12 protein-coding genes are annotated in these 15371 nt (G+C 73.6%); 8 read left to right on the top strand and 4 right to left on the bottom strand.

Translation table 11 applies throughout. The annotated features are described in order from the left end of the window. Positions 1 to 117: 117 nt before the first annotated feature. Positions 118 to 810 carry an SDR family oxidoreductase gene (locus tag AC3EUJ_RS12615; protein WP_431961208.1) on the bottom strand — a complete coding sequence of 231 codons (693 nt, stop codon included), beginning with the start codon at positions 808 to 810 and terminating at the stop codon, positions 118 to 120. Between the two features lie 117 nt (positions 811 to 927). Here AC3EUJ_RS12615 and AC3EUJ_RS12610 point away from each other — a divergent pair, with 117 nt between their 5' ends. After that, a complete protein-coding gene (locus AC3EUJ_RS12610; RefSeq protein ID WP_431961207.1) occupies positions 928 to 1242 on the top strand; it encodes a 4a-hydroxytetrahydrobiopterin dehydratase in 315 nt (104 codons plus the stop codon). Between the two features lie 346 nt (positions 1243 to 1588). Here the strand turns inward: AC3EUJ_RS12610 and AC3EUJ_RS12605 are convergent, their stop codons facing one another. Further along, positions 1589 to 4387, bottom strand: a complete 2799-nt coding sequence (locus tag AC3EUJ_RS12605) for an FtsX-like permease family protein (RefSeq protein WP_431961205.1) — start codon at positions 4385 to 4387, stop codon at positions 1589 to 1591. Positions 4388 to 4392: 5 nt separating this feature from the next. Then, positions 4393 to 5091 carry an ABC transporter ATP-binding protein gene (locus tag AC3EUJ_RS12600; RefSeq protein ID WP_431961204.1) on the bottom strand — a complete coding sequence of 233 codons (699 nt, stop codon included), beginning with the start codon at positions 5089 to 5091 and terminating at the stop codon, positions 4393 to 4395. A 67-nt stretch (positions 5092 to 5158) separates the two neighbouring features. Here AC3EUJ_RS12600 and AC3EUJ_RS12595 point away from each other — a divergent pair, with 67 nt between their 5' ends. Both AC3EUJ_RS12595 and AC3EUJ_RS12590 read left to right on the top strand, forming a co-directional pair. Next, positions 5159 to 5752, top strand: a complete 594-nt coding sequence (locus AC3EUJ_RS12595; protein ID WP_431961203.1) for a PadR family transcriptional regulator — start codon at positions 5159 to 5161, stop codon at positions 5750 to 5752. A 1003-nt stretch (positions 5753 to 6755) separates the two neighbouring features. Beyond that, on the top strand, positions 6756 to 8402 hold the full coding sequence (locus AC3EUJ_RS12590) for an alkaline phosphatase D family protein (protein WP_431961202.1): 1647 nt from the start codon (positions 6756 to 6758) through the stop codon (positions 8400 to 8402). Positions 8403 to 8407: 5 nt separating this feature from the next. On the opposite strand, the gene AC3EUJ_RS12585 is transcribed toward AC3EUJ_RS12590, so the two are convergent. Beyond that, positions 8408 to 9418, bottom strand: coding sequence for a Gfo/Idh/MocA family protein (locus AC3EUJ_RS12585; protein ID WP_431961201.1), 1011 nt, complete (start codon positions 9416 to 9418; stop codon positions 8408 to 8410). 81 nt (positions 9419 to 9499) lie between these two features. Between AC3EUJ_RS12585 and AC3EUJ_RS12580 the strand changes: the two genes are divergently transcribed. From AC3EUJ_RS12580 to AC3EUJ_RS12560, 5 genes are all read left to right on the top strand, one after another. Beyond that, positions 9500 to 10792, top strand: coding sequence for a multidrug effflux MFS transporter (locus AC3EUJ_RS12580; RefSeq protein ID WP_431961200.1), 1293 nt, complete (start codon positions 9500 to 9502; stop codon positions 10790 to 10792). Between the two features lie 38 nt (positions 10793 to 10830). Next, a complete protein-coding gene (locus tag AC3EUJ_RS12575; protein WP_018556880.1) occupies positions 10831 to 11028 on the top strand; it encodes a hypothetical protein in 198 nt (65 codons plus the stop codon). Continuing rightward, positions 10994 to 12082 carry a serine hydrolase domain-containing protein gene (locus AC3EUJ_RS12570; RefSeq protein ID WP_431961199.1) on the top strand — a complete coding sequence of 363 codons (1089 nt, stop codon included), beginning with the start codon at positions 10994 to 10996 and terminating at the stop codon, positions 12080 to 12082. The genes AC3EUJ_RS12575 and AC3EUJ_RS12570 overlap by 35 nt, the downstream gene beginning before the upstream one ends. A gap of 257 nt (positions 12083 to 12339) precedes the next feature. Further along, a complete protein-coding gene (locus AC3EUJ_RS12565; protein WP_431961198.1) occupies positions 12340 to 14487 on the top strand; it encodes a SpoIIE family protein phosphatase in 2148 nt (715 codons plus the stop codon). A 56-nt stretch (positions 14488 to 14543) separates the two neighbouring features. After that, positions 14544 to 15314, top strand: coding sequence for a CDP-alcohol phosphatidyltransferase family protein (locus AC3EUJ_RS12560; RefSeq protein WP_431961196.1), 771 nt, complete (start codon positions 14544 to 14546; stop codon positions 15312 to 15314). Positions 15315 to 15371 lie beyond the last annotated feature (57 nt).

Here is a 15371-nt window from a genome sequence, read left to right as displayed (position 1 = left end):
GTAACGCGACGCAAGCGGTCCTATGGGACGTATTTCGGACTTGACCATTTCCGTGGGTGAAGTGGTCGAATCCGGCCGTGGGTGGGTGTGGCCGGGGCGGCGGTCCCGGCCGTGCCCTCAGCCGCGGCCGATGTACGGCATCGTCGTCGCCATCACCGTCGCGAACTGCACGTTCGCCTCCAGCGGCAGCGAGGCCATGTGCGCGACGGTGCGGGCCACGTCGGTGACGTCCATCAGGGGTTCGGCCATCAGTCGTCCGTCCGCCTGCGGGGTCCCGGCCGCCATCCGCTCCGTCATCCCCGTGGCCGCGTTGCCGATGTCGATCTGGCCGCAGGCGATCCGGTACGGACGGCCGTCCAGCGACGGGGACTTCGTCCGTCCGGTGACGGCGTGCTCGGTCGCCGTGTACGCAGCGCTCCGCGGCCGCGGCGCGTGTGCGGAGATCGACCCGTTGCCGATGATCCGCCCGCCCTGCGGCCGCTGCGCGCGCATCGTCCGGAAGGCCGCCTGCGCGCACAGGAACGCGCCGTTGAGGTTGACGTCGACGACGGCACGCCACTGCTCGTACGTCAGCTCGTCCAGCGCTACGGCGGACGCCCCCGTTCCCGCGTTGTCGAACAGCAGGTCGACGCGGCCGGAGCGGGCGCCCGCGGCGGCGAACAGGGCGTCCACCGCCTCCGGGCGGGTGACGTCCGTCGGGATGACCGCCACCGCCTCGTCCGGCAGGCCGTCGGCGGTCCCGCGCAGCGCCTCCTCCCGCCGGCCGGCCGCTGCCACGACCCAGCCGCCGGCCACCAGTTCGCGAGCCACCGCCCGCCCGATGCCGGACCCGGCCCGGTGACCACCGCGACCCGGTGCGCCGCGCCCGTTCCATTTCCCGCGATCTCGGTCATGGCTCCGCAGGGTATGCGGTGCCACGATGAAACCATGTCACCCTACGCCGAGCCCCTGTCGCACAAGGAGATCGAGGACCGCCTCGCCGAGCTGCCCGGCTGGTCCCTGTCCGAGGACGGCGCGAGCCTGCTGCGCACGTACCGGCTGCCGCACATCCCGGCGGCGGTCCTCGTGATGCACATCGCGCAGATCCAGGACGAGCTGAACCACCACAGCGACCTGACGCTGGGATACCAGACGGTCGCCGTCTCCATCACCACGCACGCGGCGGGCGGCCGGCTCACGGAACGGGACTTCGGCCTGGCCCAGCGTATCGAGGGCATCGCCCCGTCCCACGGGGCCGCGTAGCCGCGGCACGAGGGGCTCCGTCGCCGCTCCGCGGTGCCCCTCCATCCGGCCGGTCCGCCGGGTGGCGGAACGCGCCGGCCGGAGTCCCCGGCCTGCCGTCCCCCAGCCGGACCGGGACGGCCGTGGGCCCACGGGTGAGCGCGCGGTACGGCCCAAAACCCCGCGCCGGGCGAGGCCCCTACCGGGCGCGGCGGCGAGCGCGCCGGTCCGGGGCGCGGCCACAGCGCACAAGTGCCCGCGTCACCGGGGTCACGGCCTGAGCGGCGGCTGATGGCGCGCGGACCCGGTTGCCGCCCTCCGGGCCGCGGTAGCCGCCCCGGGCGCCGCGCGACGGCCGGGGCCCACGTCAGTCCGCCGCCAGCAGGTGGGCGGGGGCGATACGGGAGTGGAGACGGACGGGGAAGGCGAGGGCAGCGCAGACCAGGGCGACGGCGGCCACGGTGGCGAGCAGCGCGGCACCGCCCACCGCCGGCAGACGTCCGTCCAGCATGCCCCGACCGATCGACAGGACCGTCACGAGCCCGGCGACCGCACCGCTCAGGCCGCCCAGGAGGGCGAGCAGGACTCCCTCGTAGAGGCTGAGCCGGGCGAGTTCGCGCGTCGTCCAGCCGGTGGCGCGCAGGACGGCGAGGTCGGCGGCGCGCTCGCGCATGGACAGGACCAGTACGTCCACGGCCCCGGCGGCGCCGAGCAGCAGGGACAGGGCGACGCTCAGGTAGTCGGCGGTACGGGCCTGCGCGACGACGGCGTTGCCGAGCAGCGAGCCGGCCACCTGGCCGCGGAAGCCCAGGGTGAGGGCGAGCAGAACGGTGAAGGCCGCCACGCCCAGCGCCAGTCCCGCCGCGCCGAGCACGGTCCGGCCGCGAACCCGCAGCAGGTTGCGTGTGGCCAGGCCCATGACCGAGCGGACGGGCGTCGCCCGGCCGGTGGCGGCCACCGGCGGCGTGATGGCGTCCAGCGGTGTCAGCCGGGTGGCCCGCCAGGCGGGGAACACGCCGGCGGCGACGGTCAGCAGCAGTGCGACGGGCAGTACCAGTGCCGCCCTGACGACCGCGTCGGACAGTCCGAGCAGCGAGCCCAGGAGCCAGGCGAGCACCGAACCGGCCGCGCCCGCCCCGAGGCCGATGGCCACCAGTTCGCCGAGGATCAGCCGGAGGATCTCCGCCGAGGACCACCCCAGGCCGCGCAGAGTGCCGATCTCGACGCGGCGTGACCGTACCGAGGCGAGCGCGGCCTGCGCCAGGAAGAGTCCGCACACCACCAGGACGAGCACGAACAGCACGGCGCTCTTGGTGTCGACGGCCCTGAGGATGCGCAGGGCCACGCCCTTGGCCGTCCAGTTCTCGGAGACGTTGACGCCCGACGGCAGCATGAGGGTCTGCGGCGCGGGGGAGCTGCCGACGGTGATGTCCACCTGCAGCCCGGGGTACGCGGCGCGGATCTGGCCGGCGACCGAGTTGACCCGGGCCTGGGAGGCGGGGTCGACGCCGGTGACGCCGGCCGCCCGGATGCGGATGGCGCTGATCGGCGCCTTGTCCTGCACGGAGGCCTTCTGGCGGCTGTTGGCGAGGACGGAGACCGAGTCCATCGTGGTGAGCAGGGTGGGCGGCGCGGTGAGGTAGCCGCCGAGGTTGCGGTCCGGTCGCAGCGGGCGGTCGTGCAGGGCCGCGCGGCCGGCCGCGTCGGCGCCGGTGACCTGCGGGGACCGGTAGGTCTCCAGCGGGACCTCGGACAGCGCGGAGAAGCCGGGGAGCCTGGCGGTGTCGTAGCGGCCGACGATGTCCACGAGCGGCTGCGAGGACCGCCCGAATTCCGAGTCGCCGCAGGTCCGGACGCCCCAGCAGAACCCGGACGTGCTGGGATGAGCGGTGGCCTTCCGGAACTGGGTGCCCGTGTTCTCCTCGGGGACGTCCTCGACGAACTGCTCCTCCTGGCGGGTCCGCCAGAGCTCGGGGGACTGGCCGGCGCGAGGCTGGGGAACCAGCCGGCCCCGCGAACGGCGGTAGTCGACCGGTCCGATCGTCCAGTAGGCCTCGGTGCCGAGGTTGAACAGCGAGTCGGCGGGCGGGAATCCCTTGGCGAGGTCGGCGGTGACACGCCCGACGGGTGTCCCGTGCAGGCCGTTGACGAAGTCGTGGGCGGCCGGGCTGCCCAGCTTCGCGGGCACCGCCGCGGGGTCGCCGATGTCCAGCCGCTCCACGGTGGCGTTCAGGGTCCCCGCGGTCAGCGCCTTGCTGCTGAGCAGGGCCGGGATCAGGTAGTACGGCTCGTCCGAGTAGTTCTTCTTCGTGCCCCAGACGGGCCTGTCCCGGTCGGTGAGCATGCGGCCGGTGGTGACGGTGCTGTGCAGGCCCACCAGTTGGTCCTCGGCGGTGGGATCGATCGCCGAGAGCAGCACCGGATAGGACGCCGGGACCTCGATCGTGGCTCTGCCCCGGCCTGACTGGCAGTTGAGCTGGGAGTTCATGTCCCGCTCGAAGGGTGAGTGCTCCCGGCGGTCCTCAGGGACGGGCGTGGGCGTCAGCGGAGTGTGGTCGCCGCCGTTGATGAGGATGCCGGTCTTGTTCTCGTTGTAGTACCAGCAGACGTAGTACTTCCCGTGTCCGGTGTCCTCCTCCTGCAGGCCGTAGAAGTGGGTTCCGGTGTAGTCCTTGAACGTCTTGACGGGGTTGCGGGTCAGATAGACGTACTGGTCGGCGGCCCGGTACCTGCCCAGCCCCGCGGTCAGGGTCGGGCTGACCCGGAGTATCTGGGTGGTCGCCCCGCTGTCCAGGAACGCGGACACGTCGATCGTGAACCGCCCCGGGACCATCAGGTAGCCGACGTTGGCGACCGGCGCCGCGACCTGCACCCCGGCCATTGCCCTGATCCGGTCGTACTGGTCGAGGGTGATGCCGCCGAAGATCCCGGAAAGGAAGTTCGCCTCGACCAGACCGTCGCTGCGCTCGACCGCGGTCTGGCTCCCGCGGGGGCGCACCAGGACGTCGTACGCGGAGCGGGCGTTCTTCCGCACGGTCTCGGTGGTCCGCGCCTGACTGGTGGTCACCGTCGAGGTGAGCAGGGTGAAGCTGGTGGCCGCGACCAGGATGCCGGCGGCCAGGGCCAGCGCGCGGGCCCGATGCCGCCGCAGCTGGGACCAGATCATGGCTATCACGGACGGAACCCCCCGAGCCGGTCGAACACGTCGGCGGCCGGCGTCACGAGCTCGTCGGAGGTGATCCGGCCGTCGTGGAGCCGCACGATGCGGTCGCAGTTCGCGGCGACCTCGGCGTCGTGGGTCGCGACCAGCATCGTCATGCCGTACTGCCGGCTCAGGGCGAGCAGCAGGTCGATGATCTCCCGCCCGGTCGAGCTGTCCAGGTTGCCGGTCGGCTCGTCCGCCAGCAGCAGTCCCGGCCGGTTGATCAGCGCCCGGGCGACCGCGACCCGTTGCTGCTGGCCACCGGACAGCTCGGACGGCAGCGCACCGGCGCGGTGCGCCAGGCCGACGGCCTCCAGCAGCTCCCCGGCCCGGGCCCGCCGGTCGAAGTCCACCCGGCGGGGCAGTACCGGCGCGAGGACGTTGTCCAGCACCGTCAGGGCGGGCAGCAGGTGGAAGCGCTGGAAGACGAAGCCGGTCCGGCGGCGGTGGGCGTCCAGCCGGCCCGGCGTGAGTTCCTCGCCGTCGACCTCGACGATGCCCGAGTCCGGCCGGTCCATGCCGCCGATCAGGTGCAGCACGGTGGACTTGCCGGCGCCGGACGGGCCGGTGAGCGCGACGGACATGCCGTCGTCGATCTCCAGGTCGACGGAGTCCAGCGCGGTGATTCCGGGGTAACCCCGGGTCACTCCCCGCAGTGTCACGCCCATGGTCCTGCCCACCTCCTGCATTGTGCCAATGCAGGAGTACATTGTCACAATACATAGGGGGTGTAAAATGCCTTTGCATCATGCGGTGCTCGCGTTGCTGTCCGACGGGCCGAGCCACGGCTACGAGCTGAAGGGGCGCTTCGAGGAGGCGATCGGCCCGCAGTGGGGCGGCCTCAACATCGGCCACCTGTACCAGATCCTGGACCGCCTCGTGCGCGACGGCTACGTCACCCGGTCCCATGTGACCCAGTCGGACCGCCCGGACAAGACGCGCTACACCCTCACCCCGCAGGGGCGGGACGAGTTGCGGGACTGGGCGACCGCCGCGTGGGTACGGACCGGCGGATTCCGTGACGAACTGTTCCTCAAGCTCTTCGGTGCCGCCTCGCTGGGCCCCGAGACCCTTGGCGCCCTCGTACGGGCCCAGCGCCAGACGTACCTCTCCGAACTCGCCGGTCTGACACGGTTGCGGCGCGTCCACGCGGGCGACCCGCTGGTGGCCCTGCTGATCGACGCGGCCATCGCCCACACCAAGGCGGACCTGGAACTGGTCGACACCGCCACCCACCGGCTGGCGCCACTCGCCGGGCGCGACATCCGGGCGGGAACCCCGGCGCAGGAGGAAGGGCGGGAACCGGAGCGCCACGAGCGGGGGGCGTGACGCGTGCGGGCTTGCTCCGCGGAGCCGCCGAGGGCGTTGTGCGCGGCAGGCGGCGCTGAGCGATGGGGTGATCCCGGCTGCGGCGGAAGTCCGGATCGCGCAGACCCGAGGGCCGGCGGCGCCCCGTCACGGACGGCATCCGAGCGGACCAACGGCACCCCGACGCGCCCCGGCGGCCCGCCGGTCGTCCGGCCCGGCCGGGCCACCGCGCGCCGGGAAGAAGTCATCGCGCACGCCAGGTCATGGGCCCGTCGACCCCGCCGGCGGCCGGCGAGATCCTGCCCGCCCACGGGCCGCAGGCGTACGGCCTGGTCTCACGCCCGCCCGAGCCCGCCCGAGCCGGACGACCGCTACCGCCCCGCAGCGGGGAGAGCGGATGGGCGGCACAGCGCATGCCCCACCGCCCATGGCGCGCCGGCACGCGCGCACCGACCGATCCGACAGGGGTGCCGCCGTGGGCGCGACGGGGACGCGCCGATGGGGGCGAGCTGTCCGGCCCGGTGATCACGGAGGCTGGGCGGGCGCGGGCGTTCGGCGGGGCCGGTGCCCGGTGCGGTCAGCCGACGGCGCAGGCACGGGGACCGGAGCGGATCGGGGGCGCCCGCGGCCGACCGCGGGGAAGCGCTCCCCGGGTGGCGCCGGCCCGGCCGGCGCATGACGAGGTGTCATGTTCCGTGCGGCTTCGGGGGCCGCATGGCGGGGTCACCGGTCAGGGTGACGTTCCGGCGGTGGCGGAGGGCGGGCCGGCCGTACCCCGTGGGATCGCGGTGTTCCCGGACGGCGGTCGTCGCGTCGCGGAAGCAGGGTGTGCCGGTTACGGTGGCCGTTCCGGACCGATGAAGTGACGGTACGTCATATTCGAGGAGTGTGGCGCCGTGGGCCGAACGGGGGGTTCAGGGAAACGGTGCGCGCGGCGGCAACGACATGTCGTGTGCGCGCCAACAATGACGATCCCCCTGGCCATTGCACCGGGGCCACGCAACCCGCCGCCTCGGAGGGACACGTGACGCATCCGCAGACCCGGGGCCGCCATGACCGCACGTTGCGAGCCGCCGCCGCGCGCTTCGACCGCCGCCGCTTCCTGACCGTCACGGGCGCCGCCGCGGCACTCGCGTTCAGCACGAACCTGCCGGTCGCCGGCGCCGCCCAGGCCGCCGAGGCGCTGCCCGGGGCGCTCACCGAGTACCCGTTCACGCTGGGTGTCGCCTCCGGCGACCCCACGCCCTCGGGGGTCGTGCTGTGGACCCGGCTCGCGCCGCGCCCGTACGAGCCGGCGCCGGGCAACGGGATGGCCGACGCCCGCGTGCCCGTCCAGTGGGAGATCGCCCGGGACGACAGGTTCGCACGGGTCGTCCTCCGCGGCATCGCGCAGGCGCACCCGGAGTTCGACCACACCGTGCACGTCGACGCCCATGGCCTCGCACCGGACCGGGTGTACTACTACCGCTTCCGCGCGGGCCCCTGGATCAGCCCCCCGGGCCGGACCCGCACCGCCCCCGCGCCGGGGACCCTCCCGTACGAGATGCGGCTGGCCGCGGTGAGCTGCCAGGCCTACCACGACGGGTACTTCACCGCGCTGCGGCACCTCGCCGCCGAGGACGTCGACGCCGTCTTCCACCTGGGCGACTACCTCTACGAATACCCCGTCAGCGCCACCGGCGGCGCCCGCGCCTACACCGACCGCGTCCTGCCGTCCTGGTTCGGCAAGGAGACGGTCACGCTGGAGGACTACCGCCTGCGGTACGCCCTCTACAGGTCCGACCCCGACCTGCAGGCCGCGCACGCCGCCTTCCCCTGGTTCGTCACCTGGGACGACCACGAGACCGAGAACAACTACGCGGGCGGCTCCGACGAGAACGGCGGCCCCGGCGACGCGTTCCTGGTCCGCCGCGCCGCCGCCTACCGCGCCTACTGGGAGAACCAGCCGCTGCGCCTCCCGCAGTTCCCGCGGGGGCCGGACATGACGCTCTACCGCCGCTTCCACTACGGGCGGCTCGCGCAGTTCGACATCCTCGACACCCGTCAGTACCGCACCGACCAGGCGTACCGGGGCCGCTGGCACGACCCGGGACCGGCGTCGCGGGACCCGGCGCGCACGCTGACCGGCGCGACGCAGGAACGCTGGCTGCTGGACGGCTTCCATCGCTCGCACGCCACCTGGAACGTGATCCCGCAGCAGGTCGTGCTGTCCCGGCGGAAGAACACCACCGCCGCCTCCTCCCCGCTGAGCATGGACGCCTGGGACGGCTACCCGGCATCCCGGGACCGCGTGCTGGCCGGGGCGAGCGCCGCCGGCATCGAGAACCTGCTGGTGCTCACCGGCGACGTGCACGTCCACTACGCCCTGGACATCAAGGCCGACTGGGACGACCCCACCTCGCGCACCATCGGCACGGAGCTCGTCACCAGTTCACTCACCAGCGGCCGCGACGGCTCCCCGCGTCCGTCCAACTGGGCGAGCCTCATGGCGGCCAACCCGCACCTGCGGTTCTACGACGGGCGGCGCGGCTACGTGACCGTCCGCCTGGACGCCGAGGAGGCGCGGGCCGACTTCAAGACCGTCGACTCCGTGACCACCCCGGGGGCCGCCCTGACCACCGCCGCCTCCTTCGTGACCGAGGCCGGGGACCCCGGTCTGCGGGAGACCTGACGGGCTCAGCCCTCGCCGGGGTAGCGCACGCCGATCCGGTCCCGGACCGTGTCGAGCGTGCGCATCACGGCGAGGCTGCCCTCCAGCGGCACGAGCGGGGACTCCCGTTCGCCCGCGCGCAGGCAGCGCATGACCTCGGCCGCCTCGTGCTGCAGTCCGCGCAGGCCGTCGTCCGGGGCGCCGAACTCCTCCGGTTCGCGGCCCTCGCGGTGCAGCACGAAGCGGTCCGGGTGGAAGAAGCCGCGGGGGATCTCGATCCGCCCCGCGGAGCCGGTGACCACCGCGGTCCGGGCGGTGTCGGCGGTGAGGGAGCAGCTGAGCACAGCCACGGCGCCGCTGTCGTACCCGAGCAGCATGCCCGTGTTGTCGTCCACGCCGTCGTCGGTCAGGTGGGCCCAGGCCTGGACCTCGTCGGGCTCGCCGAGCAGCAGGTGGGCGAAGGAGACCGGGTAGACGCCCAGGTCCAGCAGGGCGCCGCCGCCGAGCGCGGGGTCGAGCAGCCGGTGGCCGGGCTCGAAGGGTCCGGCGAGGCCGAAGTCCGCGTGCACGCCGCGGACCTCGCCGACCGCCCCGTCCGCGACCAGCTCGGTCAGCCGCCGCACCACCGGGTTGCAGTACGTCCACATGGCCTCCATCAGGAAGCGTTCGTGGGTCCGGGCGAGGTCGGCCAGCTCGCGGGCCTCGACCGCGTTGACGGTGAACGGCTTCTCGCACAGCACCGACCGTCCGGCCCGCAGGCACAGGCCGGCCGCGACGCGGTGCGCCGAGTGCGGGGTGGCGACGTACACCACGTCCACACCCTCGTCGTCGGCGAGTTCGGTCCAGCTTCCGTACGCGCGCGGGATGCCGAAGCGGTCCGCGAAGTCGCGCGCGGAGTCGAGCCGGCGCGAGCCGACCGCGACGATCTCCGCGTCGTCCTTCAGTTCGCGCAGGTCCTCGGCGAAGGACGCGGCGATGCCGCCGGTGGCCAGGATGCCCCAGCGCACTTTCCTACCGGAACCGACCGATTCCGTCATGAATCTGCCCCCACCTGGCCTCGACCACCTCGTGATTGCTGAGAGCATAGAGAACGATTCACACACCACGGAGAGAGACCCATGCCGGAAGCCGGCGCGACCCCGCCCGACCAGATATCCACACCGGGGCCGTCAACCCCGGTACGACGCGCCGGAGAGGCACCAGGAGCTCGCACCAGCCTGATGGTGACGTTCCTCCTCGGCGCACTCAGCGCCCTCCCCGCGCTCTCCATGGACATGTATCTGCCGGCCCTGCCGCAGGTCACCGAGGAACTGCGCAGCCCCGCCGTCGTCGTGCAGCTGACGCTCACCGCCTGCCTGGCCGGACTCGCCCTCGGCCAGCTGGTCGTCGGCCCGATGAGCGACCGCTGGGGCCGCCGCCGTCCGCTGCTGGCCGGGATGGTGCTCTACGTCCTGGCGACCGCCGTCTGCGCCTTCGCGTCCACCACGGAACTGCTGGTCGGCTTCCGGCTGCTGCAGGGCCTCAGCGGCGCGGCCGGCATCGTGATCGCCCGCGCGATCGTCCGCGACCTGTACGACGGCATCGCGATGGCCCGCTTCTTCTCCACCCTGATGCTGATCTCCGGAGTCGCGCCGATCGTCGCGCCGCTCATCGGCGGACAGGTGCTGCGGGTCACCGACTGGCGCGGGGTCTTCGTCGTGCTGACCGTGGTGGGCGTGCTGCTCACCCTCGTGGTGTGGCGCTGTCTGCCGGAGACACTGCGCCCCGCGGACCGGCACGGCGGCGGGTTCGGCGCCACGCTGCGGGCGATGCGCGTGCTGCTCGCCGACCGCGCCTTCACCGGCTACATGCTCACCGGCGGTTTCACCTTCGCCGCGCTGTTCGCGTACGTCTCGGCTTCCTCGTTCGTCGTCCAGGAGATCTACGGGGCCTCGCCGCAGACCTACAGCCTGCTCTTCGGCCTCAACTCCGTGGGCCTGGTGGCGCTTGGCCAGGTCAACGGCAAGATCCTGGTCGGCCGGGTCGGCATGGACAAGGTGACGGGGGTGGGGCTCGCGGTGATCACCGCGGCCGCGGCCGTGCTGCTGGCGCTGACCGCGGGATGGTTCGGGCCGGTGGGGCTGCTGCCGGTCGCCGCGGGGCTCTTCGTGCTGATGGCGGCGATGAGCCTGGTCCTGCCCAACACCAACGCGCTCGCGCTGATGCGCACCCGGCACGCCGCCGGATCGGCCTCCGCGCTGCTCGGCACGACCTCCTTCCTGGTGGGTGCCGTCGCCTCGCCGCTGGTCGGGATCGCGGGGGAGCACACGGCGGTGCCGATGGCCCTGGTGCAACTGGGCAGCGCCCTGGCGGCCTGGGTCTGCTTCGCCGGGCTGTGCCGGCCGTGGCGGCGTACTGTGGATGCACGGTGATTCGTGCCGTCATTGGCGCGCCGAGTCAGGAGGCAGTGATGTCCGAGCCGATCGACGAGAGCAAGTGGGCCTGGAAGACCGCAGACAGTTGCCTGCACACCGGGTCCGAACACATGATCGATCCGGAGGACCTGGTCATGGCCTCCGGCCGCGAGCCGACGCCGGCCCTCATCGAGAAGGCCCGCAAGTTGCTGGAGGAGCATGGCCCCGCAGCTGTCGAGAGGTACCTCCCGTGAGGCGGAGCTGCGCGGCGACGAGCTGAGTCTGCTCGTCGCGGACATCACCCCATATCTGGAGCCCGTGCCCCCCTCCGCGCATCCCTGGTGCGCGGGGGCGGTGGTCCTGGCGGGTCGCGCGGGAACGGTGGCCCTGCACGAGGCCGTGGGCTGGGCGGTGCGGTACGCCTCGTACGACGAGAGCGCCGATCGCGGAGTGGAACTGCCGGGCGAGCGGTGGGTGCCGATGCGGCCGGACACGGTCTTCGACCTGGCCTCGCTGACCAAGCTGTGCACGGCCGTCGTCGCGGTGGGCCGGCTGGAACTCGGCCGTGAGGTCGCGGCCTACGTGCCCGAGTTCGCCGCGGCGGGCAAGCAGCGCATCACCGTCGGCCAGCTGCTGGACCACACCTCGGGGCTCCGCCCCGAGCTCCCCCTCTACGACCACCCCGACGCCGAGGCCCGGGCGAAGCTGCTCTGGGAGGAGGCCCCGGTGGTCGCACCGGGCACCGAGCGGATCTACTCCGACCTGAACCTCATCGCCCTGCAGCACGTCCTGGAGCGGACCACCGGCGAGGCCCTGGACGCCCTCGTGCGGGAGGACGTCACCGACCCGTTCGGGATGTACGACACCCGCTACAACCCGCCCGCCTCCTGGACCCCGCGGGTCGCCGCCACCGAGGACCAGCGCAGGCCCTGGGCCCGGCTCGACCGCGGCCCGCTCCACGGGACCGTCCACGACGAGAACGCCCACGTCATGGGCGGGGTGGCCGGGCACGCGGGGCTGTTCTCCACGGCCTGGGACCTCGCCCTGTTCTGCCGCGCGTTGCTGGACCGCGGCGGCCCCTACCCCGGCTTCGAGGTGGACCGGTCCTGGTTCATGGGCGCCCTCGCGGGGCGCGGCGCGGCCGGCCACACCGGGTTCACCGGCACCAGCCTGGTGATCGACCCCGCCACCGACGGCTTCCTGGTGCTGCTCGCCAACTCCGTGCACCCGTGCCGTACCTGGCGGGACGGGAGCGCGCCCCGGGCGGCCGCGGGCACGCGGTTCGCGAGGGCGCTCGGCGTGGCGTGAGCCGGCGAGGCCCGTGCGGCCCGTGCGGCTTGTGGGGGCGTGCCGGGCCGCGGCGGGGCGGCGGGGCGGCGGGGCGGCCGCCCGAAAGGTGCCTCATGCGGTTCATCGGGTAGTTTGGCAGCTGACGTGGGGTGACGATCCTGCCCGGCAGCCGCGTCGGCCGGCCGGCCCTCACGGCGGAACGGAGGCGCAGGAGGCGATGGTCCCCGAGCCGACCACACGACCGGGCCCGGCACCGGCCGGGGGGCGGTGAGGTCATGCCGCCGGAGCTCGCCGGTCTCGTCGCAGCCGACCCCGGTCCGGAGCTGCTGGACTCCACGCTGAGCCAGGTGGTGCGCGACACGGGCGCCTCCATTGGTCTGGTCTACCTGATGACCCCCGAGCGGGACCTGCTGCGGCTGGCCGTGGCCGTCGGCGTCTCGCGCAAGATCGACACGATCTGGGGGCGGGTCGTGCCCAGCGCCTCCAGCCCCGTCGCAGACGCGGTCCGCGAACGGCGCATGGTGCTGCTGTGCGGTCACGAGGACACCGTCCGGTCCTACCCACGGCTCGCCCTGGTCCTGCCGTACGACTTCCCGCTCGCCGCCGCCCCGATCGCCAGCGGCTCCACCACCTGGGGCGCGCTGTGCCTGGTGTGGCCGGGCGGGCACCCGGGGCGGTTCGACCGGCGGGCCCGCGAGGCGTACCGCGGGGCCTGCGACCGCATGGGACGCCTGCTGCGCAGGGCCGCCGAGGACGGCGAGCCGGTACTGCCCCCCGCCGAGCCGCGGGTGCTGCCCGTGCTCCGCACCCGCACCCACAGCCCGGACGAGGCCATGGCCGCCGCCGACCTCGCCGAGCGGTTCCCGGAGGGCGCACTCGCCCTGGACCTGGACGGCCGGATCACCTTCGTCACGGAGACGGCCGCCGCCCTGCTCGGGGCCGAGGTGCCCGACCTCCTGGGCACCGAGCCCTGGGAGTTGCTGCCCTGGCTGGACGACCCCGTCTTCGAGGACCGCTTCCGCGGCGCGATGATCAGCCGCCGTCCCGGCACGGCCACGGCGCTGCGCCCACCCGACCGGTGGCTCACCTTCGAATTCCACCCGGACGGCACCGGCGTGAGCGTCCGCGTCACCCCCGCCCCCACGCCGGAGGCCGCGCAGACACCCGCGGCGCAGCTCCCCGCGGGCCCCACGCCGGACCGGGCCATCGCCCTCTACCACCTGCTGCACATGGCCGCCACGCTCACCGAGGCCGTCGGCACCCAGGACGTCATCGACCTGGTCGCCGAGCAGATGCTCTCCGTCTTCGGCGTGCACGCCGTGGCGCTGCTGACGGTCGAGGAGGGACGGCTGCGGATCATCGGGCACCGGGGCCACCACGAGGACTACATCGAGTCCGTCGTCGCGCAGCCGCTGGACGTCGACAACGCGGCCGTACGCGTCGTCAAGACCGGGGTCCCGGGCTTCTTCGCCAACGTCGACGAGCTGCTGCGGATCTACCCGGGCACGGTCGTGCGGGACCGCAAGGCCGCCTGGGCGTTCCTGCCCCTGATCACCTCCGGCCGACCCGTCGGCTCGATGGCCCTGGCCTACGACCGCCCGCACCCGTTCTCCGCGGGCGAGCGCAGCGTGCTCATCTCGATCGCCGGACTGGTCGCGCAGGCCCTGGAACGCGCGCGCCTGTACGACGCCGAGCACAGCCTCGCCATCAGCCTGCAGGCGCGGCTGCTGCCCCGCGCCCTGCCGGACATCCCCGGCCTGGAGGTGGCCGCCCGCTACATGCCGGCCACCCGCGGCATCGACATCGGCGGCGACTTCTACGACGTGATCCGGCTCGACACGACCACCTGCGGTGTGGCGATCGGCGACGTCCAGGGGCACAACGTCAACGCCGCCGCGCTCATGGGGGAGGTCCGCACCGCCGTCCGCGCCACCGCGGGCGCCTCCCCCAGCGAGGTCCTGGCCCGCTCCAACCGGCTGCTGGTCGACCTCGATCCCGGCCTGCTCGCCAGCTGCCTCTACGCCCAGCTCGACCTGGAGCGGCACACCGCCTGCGTCGCCACCGCCGGCCACCCGCCACCGGTCCTGCGGCACCCGGACGGCACCACCGAGGTGCTGCCGCTGCCGCCCGGTCCGCTGCTGGGCGTCGACCCCGACGCCCGCTACCCGACGACGGAGATCGCGCTGCCGCCCGGCGCGGTGCTCGCGCTGTACACCGACGGCCTGGTGGAGACCCCGGGCGTCGACCTCGACGCGTCCGCCGCCGACCTGGCGGCGCACCTCGCCCGGGCCGGCCCGGACGCCACCATGGACGCCCTGGCCGCCAGCCTCCTCGGGCACGCCCAGCGGTCCGCCCCGCGCAACGACGACATCGCTCTGTTGCTCACCCACGTGACGGGACGGCCGGACCGGCCCCCCGTGTGACGCCCCTTCAGCAGGCCGACCCGACCCCGCGGAGGGCCGCGTCCTGCCATGATGTGATGCGCACGAATGACGCATCGCTGGGGGGTTACGTGACGCTGACCATCGGTGGCGCGCTGCGCGAGCTGCGCACGGCCCAGAAGTCGGCCAAGGGCGTGTCGCTCTACTCGCGCCACATCAACCGGCCGGCCGGCCGGGTGCTCGCCGCCGGCGCCTACCGGGCCGGCCTGACGCCCAATCAGGTCACCCTGGTCAGCGCCGCCTTCAGCCTGGGCGCGGTGGCGGCGCTGGCGCTGGCCCGGCCCTCCTGGCCCCTGGCCGTGGCCGTCTACCTCGGGCTCGTCGTCGGCTTCGCCTTCGATTCCGCGGACGGCCAGCTCGCCCGCCTGCTGAAGCGGGGCAACCCGGCGGGGGAGTGGCTGGACCACGTGGTCGACGCGGCGAAGATCACCGCGATCCACGCGGCCGTCCTGATCTCCTTCCACCGCTTCTTCGACCTGGCCTCCGAGGGCTGGCTGCTGTTGCCGCTCGGCTTCCAGTTCGTCGCCGTGCTGATCTTCAGCGGGGGCCTGCTGGCCGACAAGCTCAAGCCGAAGCCTGCCGCGGCCGCGGGGACGGCCCCGGCTCCCGCGCCGTCACGGCTGCGCGCGGTCGCGCTGCTGCCCGTCGACTACGGGGTGTTCTGTCTGGTCTTCCTCACCCTCGGGGCGCCGCGCGTCTTCCTCGCCGCGTACGCCGCGCTGTTCGTCGTGCACGCGTTCTTCCTCGTCGCCTTCCTCGCGAAATGGTTCCGCGAACTGAGCGCCCCGGCTGCTAGCATCGAGGCATGATCGCGAACCCGTACCACCGGCAGATGATGGCCCCCGCCCGGGGCCGCTGACACCGGA

Source organism: Actinacidiphila sp. bgisy160 (assembly GCF_057707815.1).
This window is presented reverse-complemented; position numbering and strand designations above follow the sequence as displayed.

What these genes read in the sequence shown, in the direction of transcription:
- AC3EUJ_RS12610 (WP_431961207.1), top strand. Translation starts at nt 928, where the DNA reads ATGTCACCCTACGCCGAGCCCCTGTCGCACAAGGAGATCGAGGACCGC.
- AC3EUJ_RS12605 (WP_431961205.1), bottom strand. Translation starts at nt 4,387, where the DNA reads ATGATCTGGTCCCAGCTGCGGCGGCATCGGGCCCGCGCGCTGGCCCTG.
- AC3EUJ_RS12600 (WP_431961204.1), bottom strand. Translation starts at nt 5,091, where the DNA reads ATGGGCGTGACACTGCGGGGAGTGACCCGGGGTTACCCCGGAATCACC.
- AC3EUJ_RS12595 (WP_431961203.1), top strand. Translation starts at nt 5,159, where the DNA reads ATGCCTTTGCATCATGCGGTGCTCGCGTTGCTGTCCGACGGGCCGAGC.
- AC3EUJ_RS12585 (WP_431961201.1), bottom strand. Translation starts at nt 9,418, where the DNA reads ATGACGGAATCGGTCGGTTCCGGTAGGAAAGTGCGCTGGGGCATCCTG.
- AC3EUJ_RS12580 (WP_431961200.1), top strand. Translation starts at nt 9,500, where the DNA reads ATGCCGGAAGCCGGCGCGACCCCGCCCGACCAGATATCCACACCGGGG.
- AC3EUJ_RS12575 (WP_018556880.1), top strand. Translation starts at nt 10,831, where the DNA reads ATGTCCGAGCCGATCGACGAGAGCAAGTGGGCCTGGAAGACCGCAGAC.
- AC3EUJ_RS12570 (WP_431961199.1), top strand. Translation starts at nt 10,994, where the DNA reads ATGGCCCCGCAGCTGTCGAGAGGTACCTCCCGTGAGGCGGAGCTGCGC.
- AC3EUJ_RS12565 (WP_431961198.1), top strand. Translation starts at nt 12,340, where the DNA reads ATGCCGCCGGAGCTCGCCGGTCTCGTCGCAGCCGACCCCGGTCCGGAG.
- AC3EUJ_RS12560 (WP_431961196.1), top strand. Translation starts at nt 14,544, where the DNA reads ATGCGCACGAATGACGCATCGCTGGGGGGTTACGTGACGCTGACCATC.